Consider the following 15,985-nt stretch of genomic DNA (forward strand, 5'->3'; position numbering starts at 1 on the left):
ATAATGCTATTTTAGCTAAATTTGCAAAAGATAAAGATACGCTTTTCTAATTAAGCAAACAATTTTTAACACTTTTTAGATTTTGAATACAAAAAAAGATATAATTCAACACGCAAAAGACACTTTACTATCTGAAAGTGAAAGCATTGTAAAATCAATTTCAAATTTAAATGAAGATTTTGCAGAAGCGGTTATTAAAATTTCTGAAACCCAAGGTCGATTAGTAATTACTGGAATCGGAAAAAGCGCGCACATAGCAAATAAAATTGTTGCAACTTTAAATTCAACAGGAACACCTTCAATGTTTCTTCATGCAGCAGAAGCTGTTCATGGAGATTTAGGAATGGTAACAAAAGAGGATATCATTTTATGTATTTCGAACAGTGGAAATAGTCCAGAAATTAAAGTTTTAGTTCCACTTTTAAAACGTGATGAAAACATTTTGATTGGAATGACCGCTAATAAAGAATCTTTTTTAGGTAAAAATTCAGATTATGTTATCAATTCTCATATCGAAAAAGAATCTTGCCCAAACAATTTAGCTCCAACAAATAGTACTACTTTACAATTAGCATTAGGTGATGCGATTGCGGTTTCTTTAATGAAGCTTAAAAATTTCACAGGAAATGATTTTGCAAAATTCCATCCAGGTGGAGCTTTAGGAAAAAAACTTCTACTAAAAGTTGAAAATCTACTGATAAACAAAAGCAAACCCGAAGTTTCACCTGAAGCAAGCATCAAAGAAGTTATTATTGAAATATCAAGTAAACGTCTTGGAGTCACTGCCGTTATAGAAAATAACAAAATTTTAGGAATAATTACGGACGGAGACATCAGAAGGATGCTTGAAAAAACAGATTCTTTTATAAATTTGCAGGCAAAAGATATTATGTCTAAATCTCCAAAAACAATTGATTCGAATGAATTAGTTTCAGTTGCACTGGAAGTTTTAGAATCGTATGCTATCACACAATTAATCGTAACTGAAAACAACAAATACGCCGGTGTTATTCATTTACATGATATTTTAAAAGAAGGAATTGTATCATGAGCAATCAAAAAAAAGTAAAAGAAATGTCTTTTTTAAGTCATTTAGAAGAATTAAGATGGTTATTAGTTAGAAGTACAATTGCGATTTTAATTGGCGGAGTAATTGCATTCATGTTTAATGAATTTATTTTTGACACCATAATTTTTGGACCAAAACATGGTGATTTTATTACCTATCAATTCTTTTGTGAATTAGCAAACCAATTTGATTTGGACAAAAGTTTTTGCAATCAAGTTTTACCATTTGAAATACAAAATAGAACAATGGACGGTCAGCTTTCCGTTTTAATTTGGACTTGTATTACTGCTGGTTTTATCATTTCATTTCCTTATTTTTTATGGGAAGTTTGGAAATTTATTAGCCCAGCATTGTATAAAAACGAAAAAAAATACGCAAAAACATTTATATTCGTTTCGTCTTTATTATTTTTCTTAGGTGTTCTTTTTGGTTATTACGTTTTAGTTCCGTTATCAATTAACTTTTTAGTCAATACACAAATCAGCTCGATTGTAGAAAATTCAATAGATATTAATTCATACATTGGACTTGTAAAAACAACATCATTAGCGACAGGTTTAATATTTGAACTACCAATAATCATATTCTTTTTAACGTATCTAGGATTAATAACAGATTCATTTTTAAAAGAATATAGAAAATATGCATACGTCTTAATATTGATAATCGCTGCTGTTGTAACACCACCTGATGTAATTAGTCAAATAATTGTGTCAATTCCTATGGTTATTTTATATGAAGGTAGTATCTTAGTCGCCAAAATTATCACAAAAAGAAAAAGCATAGCAGAAACGAAGCCAACGGTAAAATAATAATTTCATGAAGTTAAGAGCAGAGAATTTAATCAAAACCTATAAAGGCAGAAAAGTTGTTAAGGGAATTTCGGTAGAAGTTAACCAAGGAGAAATCGTAGGTTTACTTGGTCCAAATGGAGCTGGAAAAACCACCTCTTTTTACATGATTGTTGGCTTGGTAAAACCTAACGGTGGTAATATTTTTTTAGACGATACAAAAATCACTGATTTCCCGATGTATCAACGTGCACAACACGGCATTGGATACTTAGCACAAGAAGCATCTGTTTTTAGAAAATTAAGCATTGAAGATAATATTTTAAGTGTTTTACAATTAACAAAGCTTTCTAAAAAAGAACAAGAAGCCAAAATGGAATCTCTGATAGATGAATTTAGCTTGCAACATATTCGAACAAATCGAGGAGATTTATTATCTGGAGGAGAACGTCGAAGAACAGAAATTGCTCGTGCTTTAGCTACCGATCCAAAATTTATTCTTTTAGATGAACCTTTTGCGGGAGTTGATCCAGTTGCAGTTGAAGACATTCAAAGAATTGTTGCGCAATTGAAGAATAAAAATATTGGAATTTTAATAACCGACCACAATGTACAAGAAACACTTGCTATCACAGACAAAACTTATCTAATGTTTGAAGGCGGAATTCTAAAAGCCGGAAAGCCAGAAGATTTAGTTCAAGATGAAATAGTAAGAAAAGTATATTTAGGACAAAATTTTGAACTTAGAAAAAAGAAAATAACCTTTTAAAAAATAAAACCAGCCACTATATTAGCAAAAAAAACAAGAACAAACCAAGAACAAACCAAAACACATGAAAACCCAAAAAAATGATACTGTCGATTCAAGTATTGTTAGAGAAATTATTAGCAATTTCTTCAAAAAAACCAATCTAAAAAATTTAGGTTACATTCCTCGATGGATTATATTAATGATAGATATAATCCTTGTTTCATTAGCTGCTGTATTAACTCACTTTTTATTAGAAGGAATTGGATTAGAATACAATAGCCCCAAAAAAGCAGGAACATTATTACTACTATTATTAATAGTTCATATTTTTTATTTTTGGAGATTTAAGACCTATTCAGGTGTTGTACGTCACTCAAGTATTGTTGATGCAATTCAACTTTTTATTTCTGAATTTGCAGCTTTAATAACTTTATTCTTAATAAACACCTTTTATTACATTATTTATGACACAAAATTATTCTTAAATACACGTTTATTAATCATAATAATATTTTCATATTGCTTACTTTTATCATTTAGAATTTCTATAAAAATCATTTTTGAACAGATATCTAAATTATCTGAAAAAGATAATAAGGAGAATGTATTGATATATGGAAAAGGCGACCTTGCAATTGCAATTGCGAAATCAATCATTTCTGCAAAATCGAATAAATTTAGAATAATTGGTTTTATAGATCCAAAGTCAAAATCTGGATTTACAAAAATACTAAATTTGCCAGTTCATAATCTTGGCAGAAGAACATCAGTTATCGCTAGAAGCCTAAAAACTAGCACTATAATTTTAGGTGATCAAGATTTAAGCAATGAAGACAAAATCAATTTGATTGAAGATTGTATTAATTATAACATAAAAATTCTTACGTTACCAGCTCTAGCTGATATTAATGATTCTCAAAATATTTATTCTAAAATCAGAAATATTAAAATTGAGGATTTACTTGAAAGAAAACCAATTTCTTTAGATTCTGAAAAAATATCAAATCAACTACAAGACAAAGTAGTTTTAGTTTCAGGAGCTGCGGGGTCAATTGGTAGTGAAATTGTTTGCCAAGTAATAAAATTTAATCCAAAAAAAATCATATTACTTGATCAAGCAGAAACACCACTACATAATATTGGACTTGAACTAGCAAAAAATAATTATTCTTGTGAAGTAATTTCAAAAATTTCTGACATTAGAAATCTTACAACATTAGAACAAATATTTTCAGATTATCAACCTAACATTGTTTATCATGCTGCTGCATATAAACACGTGCCTTTAATGGAAGAAAATCCATCTCAGGCTATTCATACAAATGTTTTAGGAACTAAAAATTTAGCGGATTTATCAATAAAATACGGTGTTAAAAGATTTGTAATGGTTTCAACAGATAAAGCTGTAAACCCAAGTAATGTGATGGGTTGTAGTAAAAGAATCGCTGAAAAATATGTACAATCATTATCAGTTCATTTAAAAGAAACGAATAATCAAACAACAAAATTCATTACCACACGATTTGGAAACGTTTTAGGTTCTAATGGATCGGTTGTACCTTTATTTACAAAACAAATTGAAAATGGAGGTCCAATAACAATTACCCATCCAAATATCATACGTTATTTCATGACTATTCCAGAAGCTTGTCAATTGGTTTTGGAAGCTGGATCAATGGGTAACGGTGGAGAAATTTATATTTTTGATATGGGAAAACCAGTTAAAATTATTGATTTAGCAAATAAAATGATTAAATTAGCCGGCTTGACACCAGAAATTGACATAAAAATACAAATAGTTGGTTTACGTCCTGGAGAAAAGTTATATGAAGAATTGCTAAATGATGGTTCGAAAACGTTACCGACATATCACGAAAAAATTATGATTGCTGAAGATATAAAAGATGATTATCTAACTGTACAAAATCACATTATCGAATTAATTGATTTGTCAAAGCAACATAACAAAATTTCCATAGTTAAAAAAATGAAAACAATTGTTCCAGAATTTAAAAGTATGAACTCAGAATTTGAAAAACTAGATTAAATATATTATGAAAAAAATTATAAACCTATCTTTACTTCTTTTAGTATCATTATTTATATTTTCTTGTGCATCAAAAGATAAAATAATATATTATGAAAATGCCGAAAAAGACATTAGTAATTCAGTTCAAAAAGTAAATACAAGAATTCAACCAGATGACTTATTAATGATTATCGTTTCTGCTCTTGATCCTGATTTAGCCATTCCTTTTAATTTAACATCAACATCAACTGTAATGAGAGAAAATCAAGCTGGTGTAGGTCAACAGTCACAACAGCTTTATTTAGTTGATGGAAATGGTAATATAGAGTTTCCTGTAATTGGACAAATAAATGTTTTGAACAAAACTAAACAAGATATTATTGACGAACTTCAATCAAAAATTTCTGTTTATATAAACAATCCAATCATCAACGTTAGAATCATGAACTTTAAAGTTACGGTTCAAGGTGAAGTAAACAGACCAGGTGTTCACACAATCACAAGCGAAAGGTTAACTGTAGTTGAAGCACTTTCTTTATCAGGAGATCTTACAATTTATGGAAACAGAAATAACATTTTAATTTTTAGAGAAGAAAATGGAAAAAGAATATCACAAAGAATTGATATAACAAAAACAGATTTTATCAATTCTCCTTTTTATTATTTAAAACAAAACGATATCGTTTATGTTGAACCAAATAAAACAAGAGTTAATGCTTCTGCAGTTGGTCCAAACGCTTCAATATTCATCTCTATAGCTTCATTAGTAATCGGTATACTTACACTAATATCAAGAAATTAAAATGCAAAACTACCAAGAAAACAATCAGTCAATTGATTTAAAAGCAGAATTATTTAAATACCTATCACATTGGAGATGGTTTGTATTATCTGTATTTATAACATTAGTTCTAGCTGTTGCGTATTTAAAAACTACTGATAAAATTTTTGACGTAAACACTACCATTTTAATAAAGGAAGATAATAAATCTGACATTACAAGTCAATTAGCAGCATTTAGCGACTTGGGATTCGGAGGAAGCAAAAACAATATTGAAAATGAAATTGAGGTTTTAAAATCAAGAACACTATCAGAAAAAGTAGTCGATTCATTAAAATTAAATTATCATTATTTCACAGAGGATGGATTCCAAAAAAATGGATATTATAAAAATTCACCTATAGAATTAAATTTTCAATCTGCTTTAAAAAATGAATCAGCATCTAATTTATTTGAACTAACTAATATAACCAATACTTCTTTTGACCTTTCTATTAATGAAGAAAGTATTGGAACATTTAAGTTTGACTCACCTATTAAAAATGAAATTGGAAATATAATTGTAAAAAAATCAACAATTTATTTTCCAAAAAACGCAGATGATTTAAAATCTATTTCTGTACAATATACGCCAACTGATTTAGTTTCTAACGGTATTAGATCTAGAACAACTATCAATCCGACTAGCAAAACATCGAGTGTAATAAGTCTTAATTTAAAAAGTAGTTTTCCAGAAGAAGCTGTTGCATATCTAAATACTTTAGTAGGATATTACAATCTTCAAGGTATTGAGGACAAGCGTTTTATAGCTCAACATACTTCAGATTTTATTTCGAATCGTTTAAATATTATCGCGGAAGAATTAGGTGATGTCGAGAAAAATGTAGAAAGTTATAAAAACACTAACAACTTAACTGACATTCAGTCTGAAGTTGGTTTATTTTTAACCAATCTTAGCGCATACGAACGTTCAGTCGTTGAAAACGAAACAGAGATAAGTATTGTTAATGATCTTATCAGTTATCTTAGAAAATCAGATTCTGACGAACTAGTTCCAAATATTGTATTAAATAATAATTCAGGTATTAATTCAGGTATAGATGAGCTTAACAGAATAATTTTAGAAAGACAACGTCAGTTAATTAATTCAACATCTGAACACCCAAAAATTAAAGAATTAGATGGTTTAATTGCATCTTCAAAAAACAACATTCTTTCGTCTTTAAAAAGTAATTTAAACTCACTAAAGATTGCTAAAAATGATTTAAAACGTCAAGAAAATCAAATGCAATCAAAACTTTCTCAAGTTCCTAAACAAGAAAGAGAATTTAGAATTATTGACAGACAGCAAAAGGTAAAAGAAGCTTTATATTTATTCTTATTACAAAAAAGAGAAGAAACTAATATCACATTAGCAGCAACTGAAGTAACAGCAAAAGTAATTGACGCGGCAATTGAACCAACAAAGCAAGTTGCTCCAAAGTCTTCAATTGTTTTATTAGGAGCATTTATCATTGGTTGTTTAATTCCTTTTGTTATCATTTATGTTCAAAACTTATTGGACACAAAAGTTAAAACAAGACTTGACATTGAAAATAACACAAGCATTCCTTTCTTAGGAGATGTTCCAACATCAGAAAGTTCTGATCAGATTATTGAATTAAATAGTCGAAGTAGTTCGGCCGAAGCGATTCGTATTGTAAGAACCAACTTGGATTTTATGATTTCGGATTTAAGTAAAGAAAAATGTAAAGTAATTTATAGTACTTCTACTTTCCCAGGTGAAGGTAAAACGTTTATATCAGCTAACATTGCAGCAACTTTTGCTCTTTCAGAGAAGAAAACATTGTTAATTGGAATGGATATTAGAAATCCTAGATTAGATACTTATTTTGATTTACCAAGTAAAGGATTAACAAACTATTTATCAACTAAAGATACTAAAATTGAAAATTATATTGTTTCAATTCCAAGTTATCCACATCTAGATGTTTTACCAGCAGGTACAATTCCACCGAACCCAGCTGAATTATTGATGAGTTCTAAACTTGAAACATTATTCAACGAATTAAGAACTAAATACGATTATATTGTTGTTGATACTGCACCAGTAAGTTTAGTTACAGATACGATTTTAACTGCTAAATACGCTGATAGTATAATTTATGTTGTTAGAGCAGGAAAAATTGATAAGAAATCTTTAATTATTCCAGAAACATTGTATAGAGAGAAGAAATTACCAAGAATGTCATTACTTCTAAACGATACAAATACAACCAAAGGTTACGGTTATGGATATGGTTACGGTTATGGCTACGGATATGGTTACGGAGTTAAAATGGAAACTAAAAAGATCCCACTTTGGAAAAAGATTTTAGGAATTAAATAAATATAATTAGTAAAATCTAATAAATAAAAATGAGCTTGATAAATTAATATCAAGCTCATTTTTTTCTAAGACAAAAAATAAATTTAAAATTAGAATTAAATTCTCCTTTTAATTTATTCCAAAAAAAATCCGAGGAACAATCTAGTTCTTCGGATTCTTAATATTATAATAAGCCTAATTTAAACGTTATAAAAAATATTCCTATTCATATCGTAAAGCTTCAACTGGATCTAATTTAGATGCTTTTATTGCAGGGAACAAACCAGATATTAATGCAACTATTAAAGATATTATTATCGCTCCGATAATTGCTCCCCAGGGAATTACAAAATCAAAACCCACAAATCGAGTAAAAATATAACCCGTTATCAATCCTAAAATAGTTCCAAGAATACCACCAAGCTGACCAATTACTAATGTTTCTGTAAAAAACTGCCAAGCAATTGTACTACTTTTTGCTCCTAAAGATTTTCGAATTCCAATTTCTTTAGTTCGTTCTGTCACCGAAACCAGCATAATATTCATTAATGCAATTGAAGATCCAAAAATCGTAATAACTCCAATTAAAACAGCAATAACTGTTAGCATTTGTGTTTGTTGTTTCAATTGATTGATCAAATCATCACTTCTGCTGATTCCAAAATTATCTATTTGAGTTGGATGTAAACCACGAATTGAACGCATCGTCAAAATAGCTTCATCAATATCGGTATTTAGAAATTCTGTTTTTTGAACTAAAACTTTAATTTCGTAATTTATACTACCTTGCGAAAACAAACTTCTAGCTTGTTGAATGGGAATAAAAACTCTTAGATCTTGTTTATTTCCAAACATTGAACCTTTCTCTTCAAGAACTCCAATTACTTTGAATTTTGCTCCTCGAATTGAAATTAATTTACCTAAAGGATTGACATCTTTTAATAAATTTTTAGTAAAATCTGCTCCAACTACGCAAACGGGTAGATTACTTAAAATATCAATTTCGGAAAAAGTATTTCCTTGGTCCACTTTTAAACCACTGTTTTCAAAATAAAGTTCATCAGCTCCAATTACAGAAACTTCAGGGTCTGTTTTCTTATTTTCGTATTTTACTTCAGTTGTTGAACTTGCCGTAAATGAAAGTGAAGTTGTGGCAAAAGGAGCATTATAATTTTCTTTAAAACTTCTAGCTTGACTATAATCAATAATCGGATTAGTTCGTGTTTCAGAACTATTTCGATTTAATTGAGATGAAAAATCATATCGACTAATATTAAACGTATTCGAACCCATTGCAGCAAAATTGCTCATCAATGAACTTTCAAGTGCATTTACAGCAGATAAAATCCCAACCAAAGCCCAGATTCCAGAGGCAATGATAAACACAGTTAGAACCGTTCGAAGTAACTGACTCCGAATTGCGCCTAAAGCAATTTTTGTATTTTCTTTAAATAGTCTTAGCATATACTTACTTAGTAGTTAAAGTCGTAAATTTGTTACAATAAAATTAAAATTATTACTTTCAAAAAAATTAAAAGTCAGATATTTGTATAAAATATTTTATCATCTTTTTTTGATATTTAAATTAGAATAAAATGGCACAAAAACCAAGTATTCCAAAAGGAACTAGAGATTTTTCTCCGAATGAAGTAGCAAAACGTCAATATATTATTTCAACCATAAAAAATCATTTCGAAAAGTTTGGATTTCAACCTATTGAAACACCTTCATTCGAAAATTCTGATACGTTAATGGGAAAATACGGTGAAGAAGGCGATCGTTTAATCTTTAAGATTTTGAATTCTGGTGATTTCTTATCTAAAGCTTCTGAAGAAAATTTACAAAATAAAGACAGTAAAAAAATTACATCTCAAATTTCTGAAAAAGCTTTGCGTTATGATTTAACTGTTCCGTTTGCAAGATACGTGGTTCAACATCAAAATGAAATTGATTTTCCGTTTAAACGTTACCAAATTCAGCCGGTTTGGAGAGCAGATAATCCACAAAAAGGGCGTTTTAGAGAATTTTATCAATGTGATGCCGATGTTGTAGGTTCAAAATCTTTATGGCAAGAAGTTGAATTGATTCAGTTGTACGATGCCGTTTTTACAGATTTAAATGTAGAAGGAGTTACCATTAAAATCAACAATCGTAAAATTTTATCAGGAATTGCAGAAGTAATTGGAGCAAGCGATAAATTAATTGATTTCACGGTTGCCTTAGATAAATTAGATAAAATAGGTGAAGATGGTGTAAAATCTGAAATGATAGCAAAAGGAATTTCAGAAGAAGCAATTGAAAAAGTGCAACCTGTTTTTAATTTCACAGGAACTTTAGCTGATAAAATCAAGCAACTTTCTGAGATGTTGCAAACTTCTGTAGAAGGAATGAAAGGTGTTGAAGAACTAAATTTCATTTGTAACGCAATTGATTCCATTGGATTAAAATCTGCAAAATTGAATTTAGACGTTACTTTAGCACGTGGATTAAACTATTATACAGGAGCCATTTTTGAAGTTGCAGCTCCTGAAACCGTAAAACTAGGTTCTATTGGTGGTGGTGGCCGTTACGACGATTTAACAGGAATTTTTGGATTAAAGAATGTTAGTGGCGTTGGAATTTCTTTTGGTTTAGACCGAATTTATTTAGTTCTTGAAGAATTAAATGCTTTTCCAGAAACGGTTTCAGCTGTATCAAAAGTTATTTTCCTGAATTTTGGTGATAAAGAAGTTTTATACGTTTTACCAACTATTCAAAAATTGCGAAATGCAGGAATCAAAACGGAACTTTATCCTGATAATACCAAAATGGGAAAACAATTCCAATTTGCCGATAAAAAAGGAATTCAGTTTGCAGTTATCGTTGGCGAATCTGAAATGGAAAACAAACAATTTGCATTGAAGAATTTAGCAAATGGAGAACAAACTTTAGTTACCGAACACGAATTAATCGAAAATTTAAAACAATTTTCTTTCTAAAATATCGAACCTCAGTTTTTGACTGAGGTTTTTTATTACAAATTCAATTCCTTTATTTAAAAAATCTAAAAAGAACATAATTTTAATAATGCAACTGAAAAAATAGTAATATTTACAGAAAATAAAACTGTTAAACAAATGATAATATTACTCAATTTATTGAAATGGCATAGAGATTGGATATTTCAAAACTCATTATAAAAATAGATATTATGAAAAAAGTTCAATTTTTAGTAGCTATTCTATTAGTTAGTTTATCAGGTTTTGCTCAAGAAACAATAAAATTAAAAATCAAAGAAAATAAAGTTCCTTGTGTTGGAGTTGCTCCAATGGAATGCTTGCAAGTTAAAGAAGGAAGTAACAAAGATTGGACATTTTTTTATGATTCAATCGAAGGTTTTGAATATGAACCAAGTTTTACATATAAACTTAAAGTAGAAAAAACGAAAAAATCAGGTAATCTTCCTGCTGATGCATCAGCTTATAATTACAAACTAAAAAAAGTCATTAGTAAGAAAAAAGCTAAAACTTCTAAAGTTTCTCAAACTACTAATTTGGATATTTTCAACAAAAAATTAGTTTTAACAGAACTTAATGGACAGAAAATTTCGAAGGGAAGTATCTATTTTGAGCTGAATGATTCAGATAAAACGGTTTCTGGTAAAAGCGGTATAAATAGATTTAACTCATCTTTTGAATTTAAAAACAATGAATTAATCATAAAACCAGGAATGTCAACATTAATGGCTGGCGACCCAAAATCAATGGAATTAGAAAATGAATTTTCTAATGCAATTCAATCTCCATTTAAAGTTATTCAAATTGGAAATGAAGTTAAATTCATAAATGTGAAAACAAATAAAGTTGAAATGATTTTCAACATTCCAACAACAAATGATATTTGGACTTTCATTGATGGTAAAGAATGGAAGCTTTTTATGCTAGAAAATGTGGGTAAAGATTTTGGAAATGCTTCAATTCAATTTAATGTAACTGAAAATAAAGTTTCCGGAAATAACGGTTGCAATCGTTTCTTTGGAAATTACAAAACAACTTCAGACGAAATCATATTCGATAGCTTAGGCACGACAAGAATGGCTTGCAAAGATGAAGAATCAAAAGAAACGGAACGCAAAATGATGCATTATTTAAATAATTCAACGCTTCGTTTCGATGTTGCCGAACAAACTTTAAATTTTTATAAAGATGATAAATTAGTAATGATGTTTGGATTGCAATTCTAGACAATAAAAAAAATGAAAAGAGGAATTCCATACTTTGGAATTCCTCTTTCTATTTTTATAAAATCAAGATTATTTCATTATATTTAACTACCAATCAGAATATTATGAAATCGAAAATTATCTTTTTTTTACTTTGCACGTTATCTGCATTCGGACAGCGTAGTTTAATTCACATTTCTGGAGACAGCTTAAAAAAAGTTGAGATTCAGGAATTAGAAATAAAAAGTACTGTTTTTGGAAATTCGGCTGTAACAGAATTGACAGCTACAATTTATAATCCATTTGATTCGCAACTTTCTGGAGAAATCAATTTTCCATTAAATGATGGCGATTTTGTTTATGGTTATGCGCTAGATATCAACGGAATTTTGCGTGAAGCTGTCGCCGTTGAAAAAAGTAAAGCTCGTGAAGTTTTTGAAAGTATTGTTTCAAGAGGTGTTGATCCTGGTTTAGTTGAAAAAACGCAAGGAAATGTTTTTAAAACGAGAATATATCCGATTCCAGCTAAAGGAACTCGTACGTTTAAATTAGAAATTTTTCATCAATTTACTTCGAACCATTCTTATTACGAACTTAAAATTCCTTTTTCATTTACTGAAAAAATCCAAAAATCTAAAACAACAATTGATGTTTATGGATATGAAAAAGAAAATATCATTAATAAATCAAACTTTAAAGTAGAAAAAAAATCAAATTATTATAAATACACAACACTTGCTAACTCAAAAGATTTAATCCTTAAATTAAAAAAAGAAGAAAATCCTACTGCGTTTTATCAACAGAAAAACGACACCTATTATTATTCAATAAATTCAGTCATTAAATTAAACAAAAAACATAATAATAATTATAATAAAATTTGCGTTTTGTGGGATGTTTCACGTTCAAGAAAAAATGCTGACTTGAAAAAGGAAATTAATTTTTTAAAATATTTACTTAAAAAAACATCTTTCACCGATGTCCAATTGATTGCATTTAATAATCAAATTCAAGTAAATAAAACTTTTACAAAAAGTGATGATTTATTGAAAACTATTGAAAAATTAGATTACGATGGCGGTACACAATATGGAAATTTGAAAAATGAAATTTCAAGCTCAGATATGGTTTTATTGTTTTCGGATGGAATGAGCAATTTTGGTTCAGAAAACATTGAAGAAATTGAATCAAAATTATTTACAGTAAGCGCATCAAAAATAACTGATTTTACAAAAATGAAATCGATTGCTTTAGCAAATAAAGGCTTGTATATAAATTTGAATGAAAGCAAAAATTCTAATGCTGCAAAGTTGATTCTAAGCACAAGAACAACGTTAAACGAAACAAAAACATGGATTGATTCATATCCAAAACAAAATTATTCTTTCAACTCAAACGAATTGAATATCATAGGAAAATCTAAAAATTTACTAAATGAGATTTCGATAAATATTTCAAATCCGAATCAAAAAATCGATTTTAAAAAATTCATTAAAATACCAAAAAAAATAGTTGATTTAGAAAAAATATTTGCTTTAAAACAACTTGACGATTTAAGTTTAGATGCAAAAGCAAACGAAAAACAGATTGTAGAAATTAGTAAAAAATATAATCTCGTTTCAGATTTTACCTCGCTATTAGTTTTAGAAGATATTTACGATTACATAAAAAATGAAATTTATCCTCCAACAAAAGATTTGCAAGAACTATACGACAGAAACATCGAAATAATAAAAATTAAAAAGCAAATTGACCTTCTTGATTATGAAAATAAGGCTCTTAGCTATTTGAAGGAACATCTGGAATGGAGTATGAAAGATGGTAAAACTGAAATTTTGTATGCTGATTTCAAAAAACTTTACAACAAAAATGATGATACAATTAAACTTTTAAAAAACAAAATACGAGAACTAGAAGATGAACTAAAAGAAAAAGGTGTGGATTATACTTTTTCATCAAGAAATGATGATTTTATGAATGAGCCAATTCCAGTATTAATATTCATACAAAAAACAGAATTAGAAAACGGTAAAGTTTCCATAAAAGGAAATATCAAAACAAATGATGAAGACTCTTCTTATTTATTAAATGACTTAATCGTAGAAGATTATAATAATAGACAAAACATGACAGCTTTAGATTCTAATCTAAACTTTGATATAATAGTAGATACAACGAAATATTATAAAATAGTCTTTTCTTCACATATGATTTCTAATGAATTGATAAGTATATATCAAAGTAATGTAATAAGAACAGAATTCAATATTAAAGAGCAAGACTTACAGGAAATTGTAGTAATGCCATATGTTCCAAGTACTAAACAAAATTTAAACATAGAAGAACTTACAAAAAATAGCATAAATGATGAAAATTACAACATTCACTTAAAGGATGATAATTTATATGTTATTCGTAGAGGTTTCAATCAACGTTTAGGGAAAAATCCTTTAGTCTATTTCGATTTAGAACCCGATAATTTTAATTATTTAACCAAAGAACGTTTACAAGAAGATTTTGAAGACAATGATTTATCTACATTCAAATCCAAAGAAAATAAATTTGAGTGGGAGGATGTTTTTTCATTGGAAATTTTATCTCCAGAAAAATCCGTAGAATTGTACGGAAAGCATGCTAAAGACGGGATTATATTTGTTTATACTAATAAATTTATTCAAGATGAAAATATAAATTTACCGGCAAACGTTTCAAAATTCATCAACCAAAATTTGTCTGTAAAAAAATGGAGTTCAAATCCAGAATACATCAAAATTTTAGAAAAAACATCAGACGAAAACTTATATGATAAATATTTAGAATTAGCTAAAACCTATGGAAATGGTTATGCGTTTTATTTAATAACTTCCGATTTTTTTAAAAATAAAAAGCAACCAGAAGCTGAAACGATATTATCAAATATTGCAGAAATAGATTTGAATAATTCTGCAAATATGCGCACTTTAGCTTACAAACTACGTTCAATTGGAAAACCTGAATTGGCTGTTCCGTTATTTGAAAAAATATTTGAATACCGTCCAGATGAACCCATTTCATATCGTGATTTAGGAATAAGTTATATCTTATCAGGAGAAAAAGATAAAGGATTAGAAGTAATTAAACGAGCAATTAATCTTGAATGGGTTCCCTTATTGGAAGATCCAGATGATTATTTAGAAACTATCAATACCTATTTCAATGATTATAAAGGTTTCGGTGGCAAAGACGATTTGTATAATTTTCAAACAGAAAAAGAAACTTACGATTTAAGATTTGTGCTGACTTGGACATCAAATGATTGTGATATTGATTTGCATTTGGTAGCACCATCAAAAGAACAATTTTCTTATAGTTCAACAAATAATGAAAACATCAAGTTTAATACGGATGTTACAACAGGTTATGGTCCAGAAGAAATTTTAATTAGAAATGCTGAAAAAGGCGATTATCAAGTTTTAATTGATTTTTATGCAGATTCATCTCAAATAATTCGTGGTCCAGTTGCATTAACACTTGAAGTTTACAAAAATTTTGGAAGACCAAATCAAGAACGAATTGAAAAAGTATTTTATTTAACCGAAGCAAAAGACAATCTACCAGCAGGAATCTTTCGATGGGAATAAATTGGAATTAAATATTATATTAGCTCGATACCCTTACTTAAAATAATAAATGTGAAGAGTCTGAATTTAAGTCCTTTTCTGTTCTAAAAAATACAATAGTACAACATTATAATGGCATTTTAAATTATTTAGAAAAAAGTTCAAATGCTTCAGGGGAATCCTTTAATGCCAAAATTAAATACTTTAGAATGATGTATAAGGGAGTGAGAGATAAGTCCTTTTTCCTTTTTAGATTATCTAAACTTTTTGCCTAGTCCACAACTTTTGTAACTGATCCCAAATTCTTACAATTCAATCTAAAACACATTTTAAATATAACAAAAAAGTCCTTTACTTTTCAGTAAAGGACTTTCAAAAAAAAGGCAGCGACATACT

10 protein-coding genes and 1 pseudogene are annotated in these 15,985 nt (G+C 28.5%); 10 read left to right on the plus strand and 1 reads right to left on the minus strand.

Going from position 1 to position 15,985, the window contains the following annotated elements:
- Positions 1-82: 82 nt before the first annotated feature.
- The 6 genes from EG240_RS11640 to EG240_RS11665 all read left to right on the plus strand — a co-directional run bounded on the left by EG240_RS11640 (position 83) and on the right by EG240_RS11665 (position 7,810).
- Positions 83-1,051, plus strand: coding sequence for a KpsF/GutQ family sugar-phosphate isomerase (locus tag EG240_RS11640; protein WP_125019565.1), 969 nt, complete (start codon positions 83-85; stop codon positions 1,049-1,051).
- Positions 1,048-1,881: a twin-arginine translocase subunit TatC gene (gene tatC, locus EG240_RS11645; protein WP_235830375.1), complete on the plus strand. Its 834-nt coding sequence runs from the start codon at positions 1,048-1,050 to the stop codon at positions 1,879-1,881. Before EG240_RS11640 ends, tatC begins: the two co-directional genes overlap by 4 nt.
- 7 nt (positions 1,882-1,888) lie before the next feature.
- Complete coding sequence (lptB, locus tag EG240_RS11650; RefSeq protein WP_125019566.1) at positions 1,889-2,629, plus strand: LPS export ABC transporter ATP-binding protein; 741 nt, start codon at positions 1,889-1,891, stop codon at positions 2,627-2,629.
- Positions 2,630-2,693: 64 nt separating this feature from the next.
- Positions 2,694-4,658, plus strand: a complete 1,965-nt coding sequence (locus tag EG240_RS11655; RefSeq protein ID WP_125019567.1) for a polysaccharide biosynthesis protein — start codon at positions 2,694-2,696, stop codon at positions 4,656-4,658.
- A 7-nt stretch (positions 4,659-4,665) separates the two neighbouring features.
- The gene (locus tag EG240_RS11660; RefSeq protein ID WP_125019568.1) at positions 4,666-5,442 is read left to right on the plus strand and encodes a polysaccharide biosynthesis/export family protein; all 777 of its coding nucleotides are present in this window, start codon (positions 4,666-4,668) and stop codon (positions 5,440-5,442) included.
- A gap of 1 nt (position 5,443) precedes the next feature.
- A complete protein-coding gene (locus tag EG240_RS11665; RefSeq protein ID WP_125019569.1) occupies positions 5,444-7,810 on the plus strand; it encodes a GumC family protein in 2,367 nt (788 codons plus the stop codon).
- A gap of 201 nt (positions 7,811-8,011) precedes the next feature.
- Here the strand turns inward: EG240_RS11665 and EG240_RS11670 are convergent, their stop codons facing one another.
- Positions 8,012-9,253: an ABC transporter permease gene (locus tag EG240_RS11670; protein WP_125019570.1), complete on the minus strand. Its 1,242-nt coding sequence runs from the start codon at positions 9,251-9,253 to the stop codon at positions 8,012-8,014.
- 131 nt (positions 9,254-9,384) lie between these two features.
- Between EG240_RS11670 and hisS the strand changes: the two genes are divergently transcribed.
- From hisS to EG240_RS11690, 4 genes and pseudogenes are all read left to right on the plus strand, one after another.
- Complete coding sequence (hisS, locus tag EG240_RS11675; protein WP_125019571.1) at positions 9,385-10,767, plus strand: histidine--tRNA ligase; 1,383 nt, start codon at positions 9,385-9,387, stop codon at positions 10,765-10,767.
- A 212-nt stretch (positions 10,768-10,979) separates the two neighbouring features.
- Positions 10,980-12,011 carry an META domain-containing protein gene (locus tag EG240_RS11680; RefSeq protein ID WP_125019572.1) on the plus strand — a complete coding sequence of 344 codons (1,032 nt, stop codon included), beginning with the start codon at positions 10,980-10,982 and terminating at the stop codon, positions 12,009-12,011.
- Between the two features lie 104 nt (positions 12,012-12,115).
- Complete coding sequence (locus tag EG240_RS11685; RefSeq protein WP_125019573.1) at positions 12,116-15,610, plus strand: VIT domain-containing protein; 3,495 nt, start codon at positions 12,116-12,118, stop codon at positions 15,608-15,610.
- 56 nt (positions 15,611-15,666) lie between these two features.
- A pseudogene (locus tag EG240_RS11690) lies at positions 15,667-15,864 on the plus strand (transposase); the annotation flags it as partial.
- Between the last annotated feature and the right edge of the window lie 121 nt (positions 15,865-15,985).

This window comes from Paenimyroides tangerinum, from assembly GCF_003865405.1.
In the GTDB taxonomy this organism is placed as follows: domain Bacteria; phylum Bacteroidota; class Bacteroidia; order Flavobacteriales; family Flavobacteriaceae; genus Flavobacterium; species Flavobacterium tangerinum.

What these genes read in the sequence shown, in the direction of transcription:
- tatC (WP_235830375.1), top strand. Translation starts at nt 1,048, where the DNA reads ATGAGCAATCAAAAAAAAGTAAAAGAAATGTCTTTTTTAAGTCATTTA.
- lptB (WP_125019566.1), top strand. Translation starts at nt 1,889, where the DNA reads ATGAAGTTAAGAGCAGAGAATTTAATCAAAACCTATAAAGGCAGAAAA.
- EG240_RS11655 (WP_125019567.1), top strand. Translation starts at nt 2,694, where the DNA reads ATGAAAACCCAAAAAAATGATACTGTCGATTCAAGTATTGTTAGAGAA.
- EG240_RS11660 (WP_125019568.1), top strand. Translation starts at nt 4,666, where the DNA reads ATGAAAAAAATTATAAACCTATCTTTACTTCTTTTAGTATCATTATTT.
- EG240_RS11665 (WP_125019569.1), top strand. Translation starts at nt 5,444, where the DNA reads ATGCAAAACTACCAAGAAAACAATCAGTCAATTGATTTAAAAGCAGAA.
- EG240_RS11670 (WP_125019570.1), bottom strand. Translation starts at nt 9,253, where the DNA reads ATGCTAAGACTATTTAAAGAAAATACAAAAATTGCTTTAGGCGCAATT.
- hisS (WP_125019571.1), top strand. Translation starts at nt 9,385, where the DNA reads ATGGCACAAAAACCAAGTATTCCAAAAGGAACTAGAGATTTTTCTCCG.
- EG240_RS11680 (WP_125019572.1), top strand. Translation starts at nt 10,980, where the DNA reads ATGAAAAAAGTTCAATTTTTAGTAGCTATTCTATTAGTTAGTTTATCA.
- EG240_RS11685 (WP_125019573.1), top strand. Translation starts at nt 12,116, where the DNA reads ATGAAATCGAAAATTATCTTTTTTTTACTTTGCACGTTATCTGCATTC.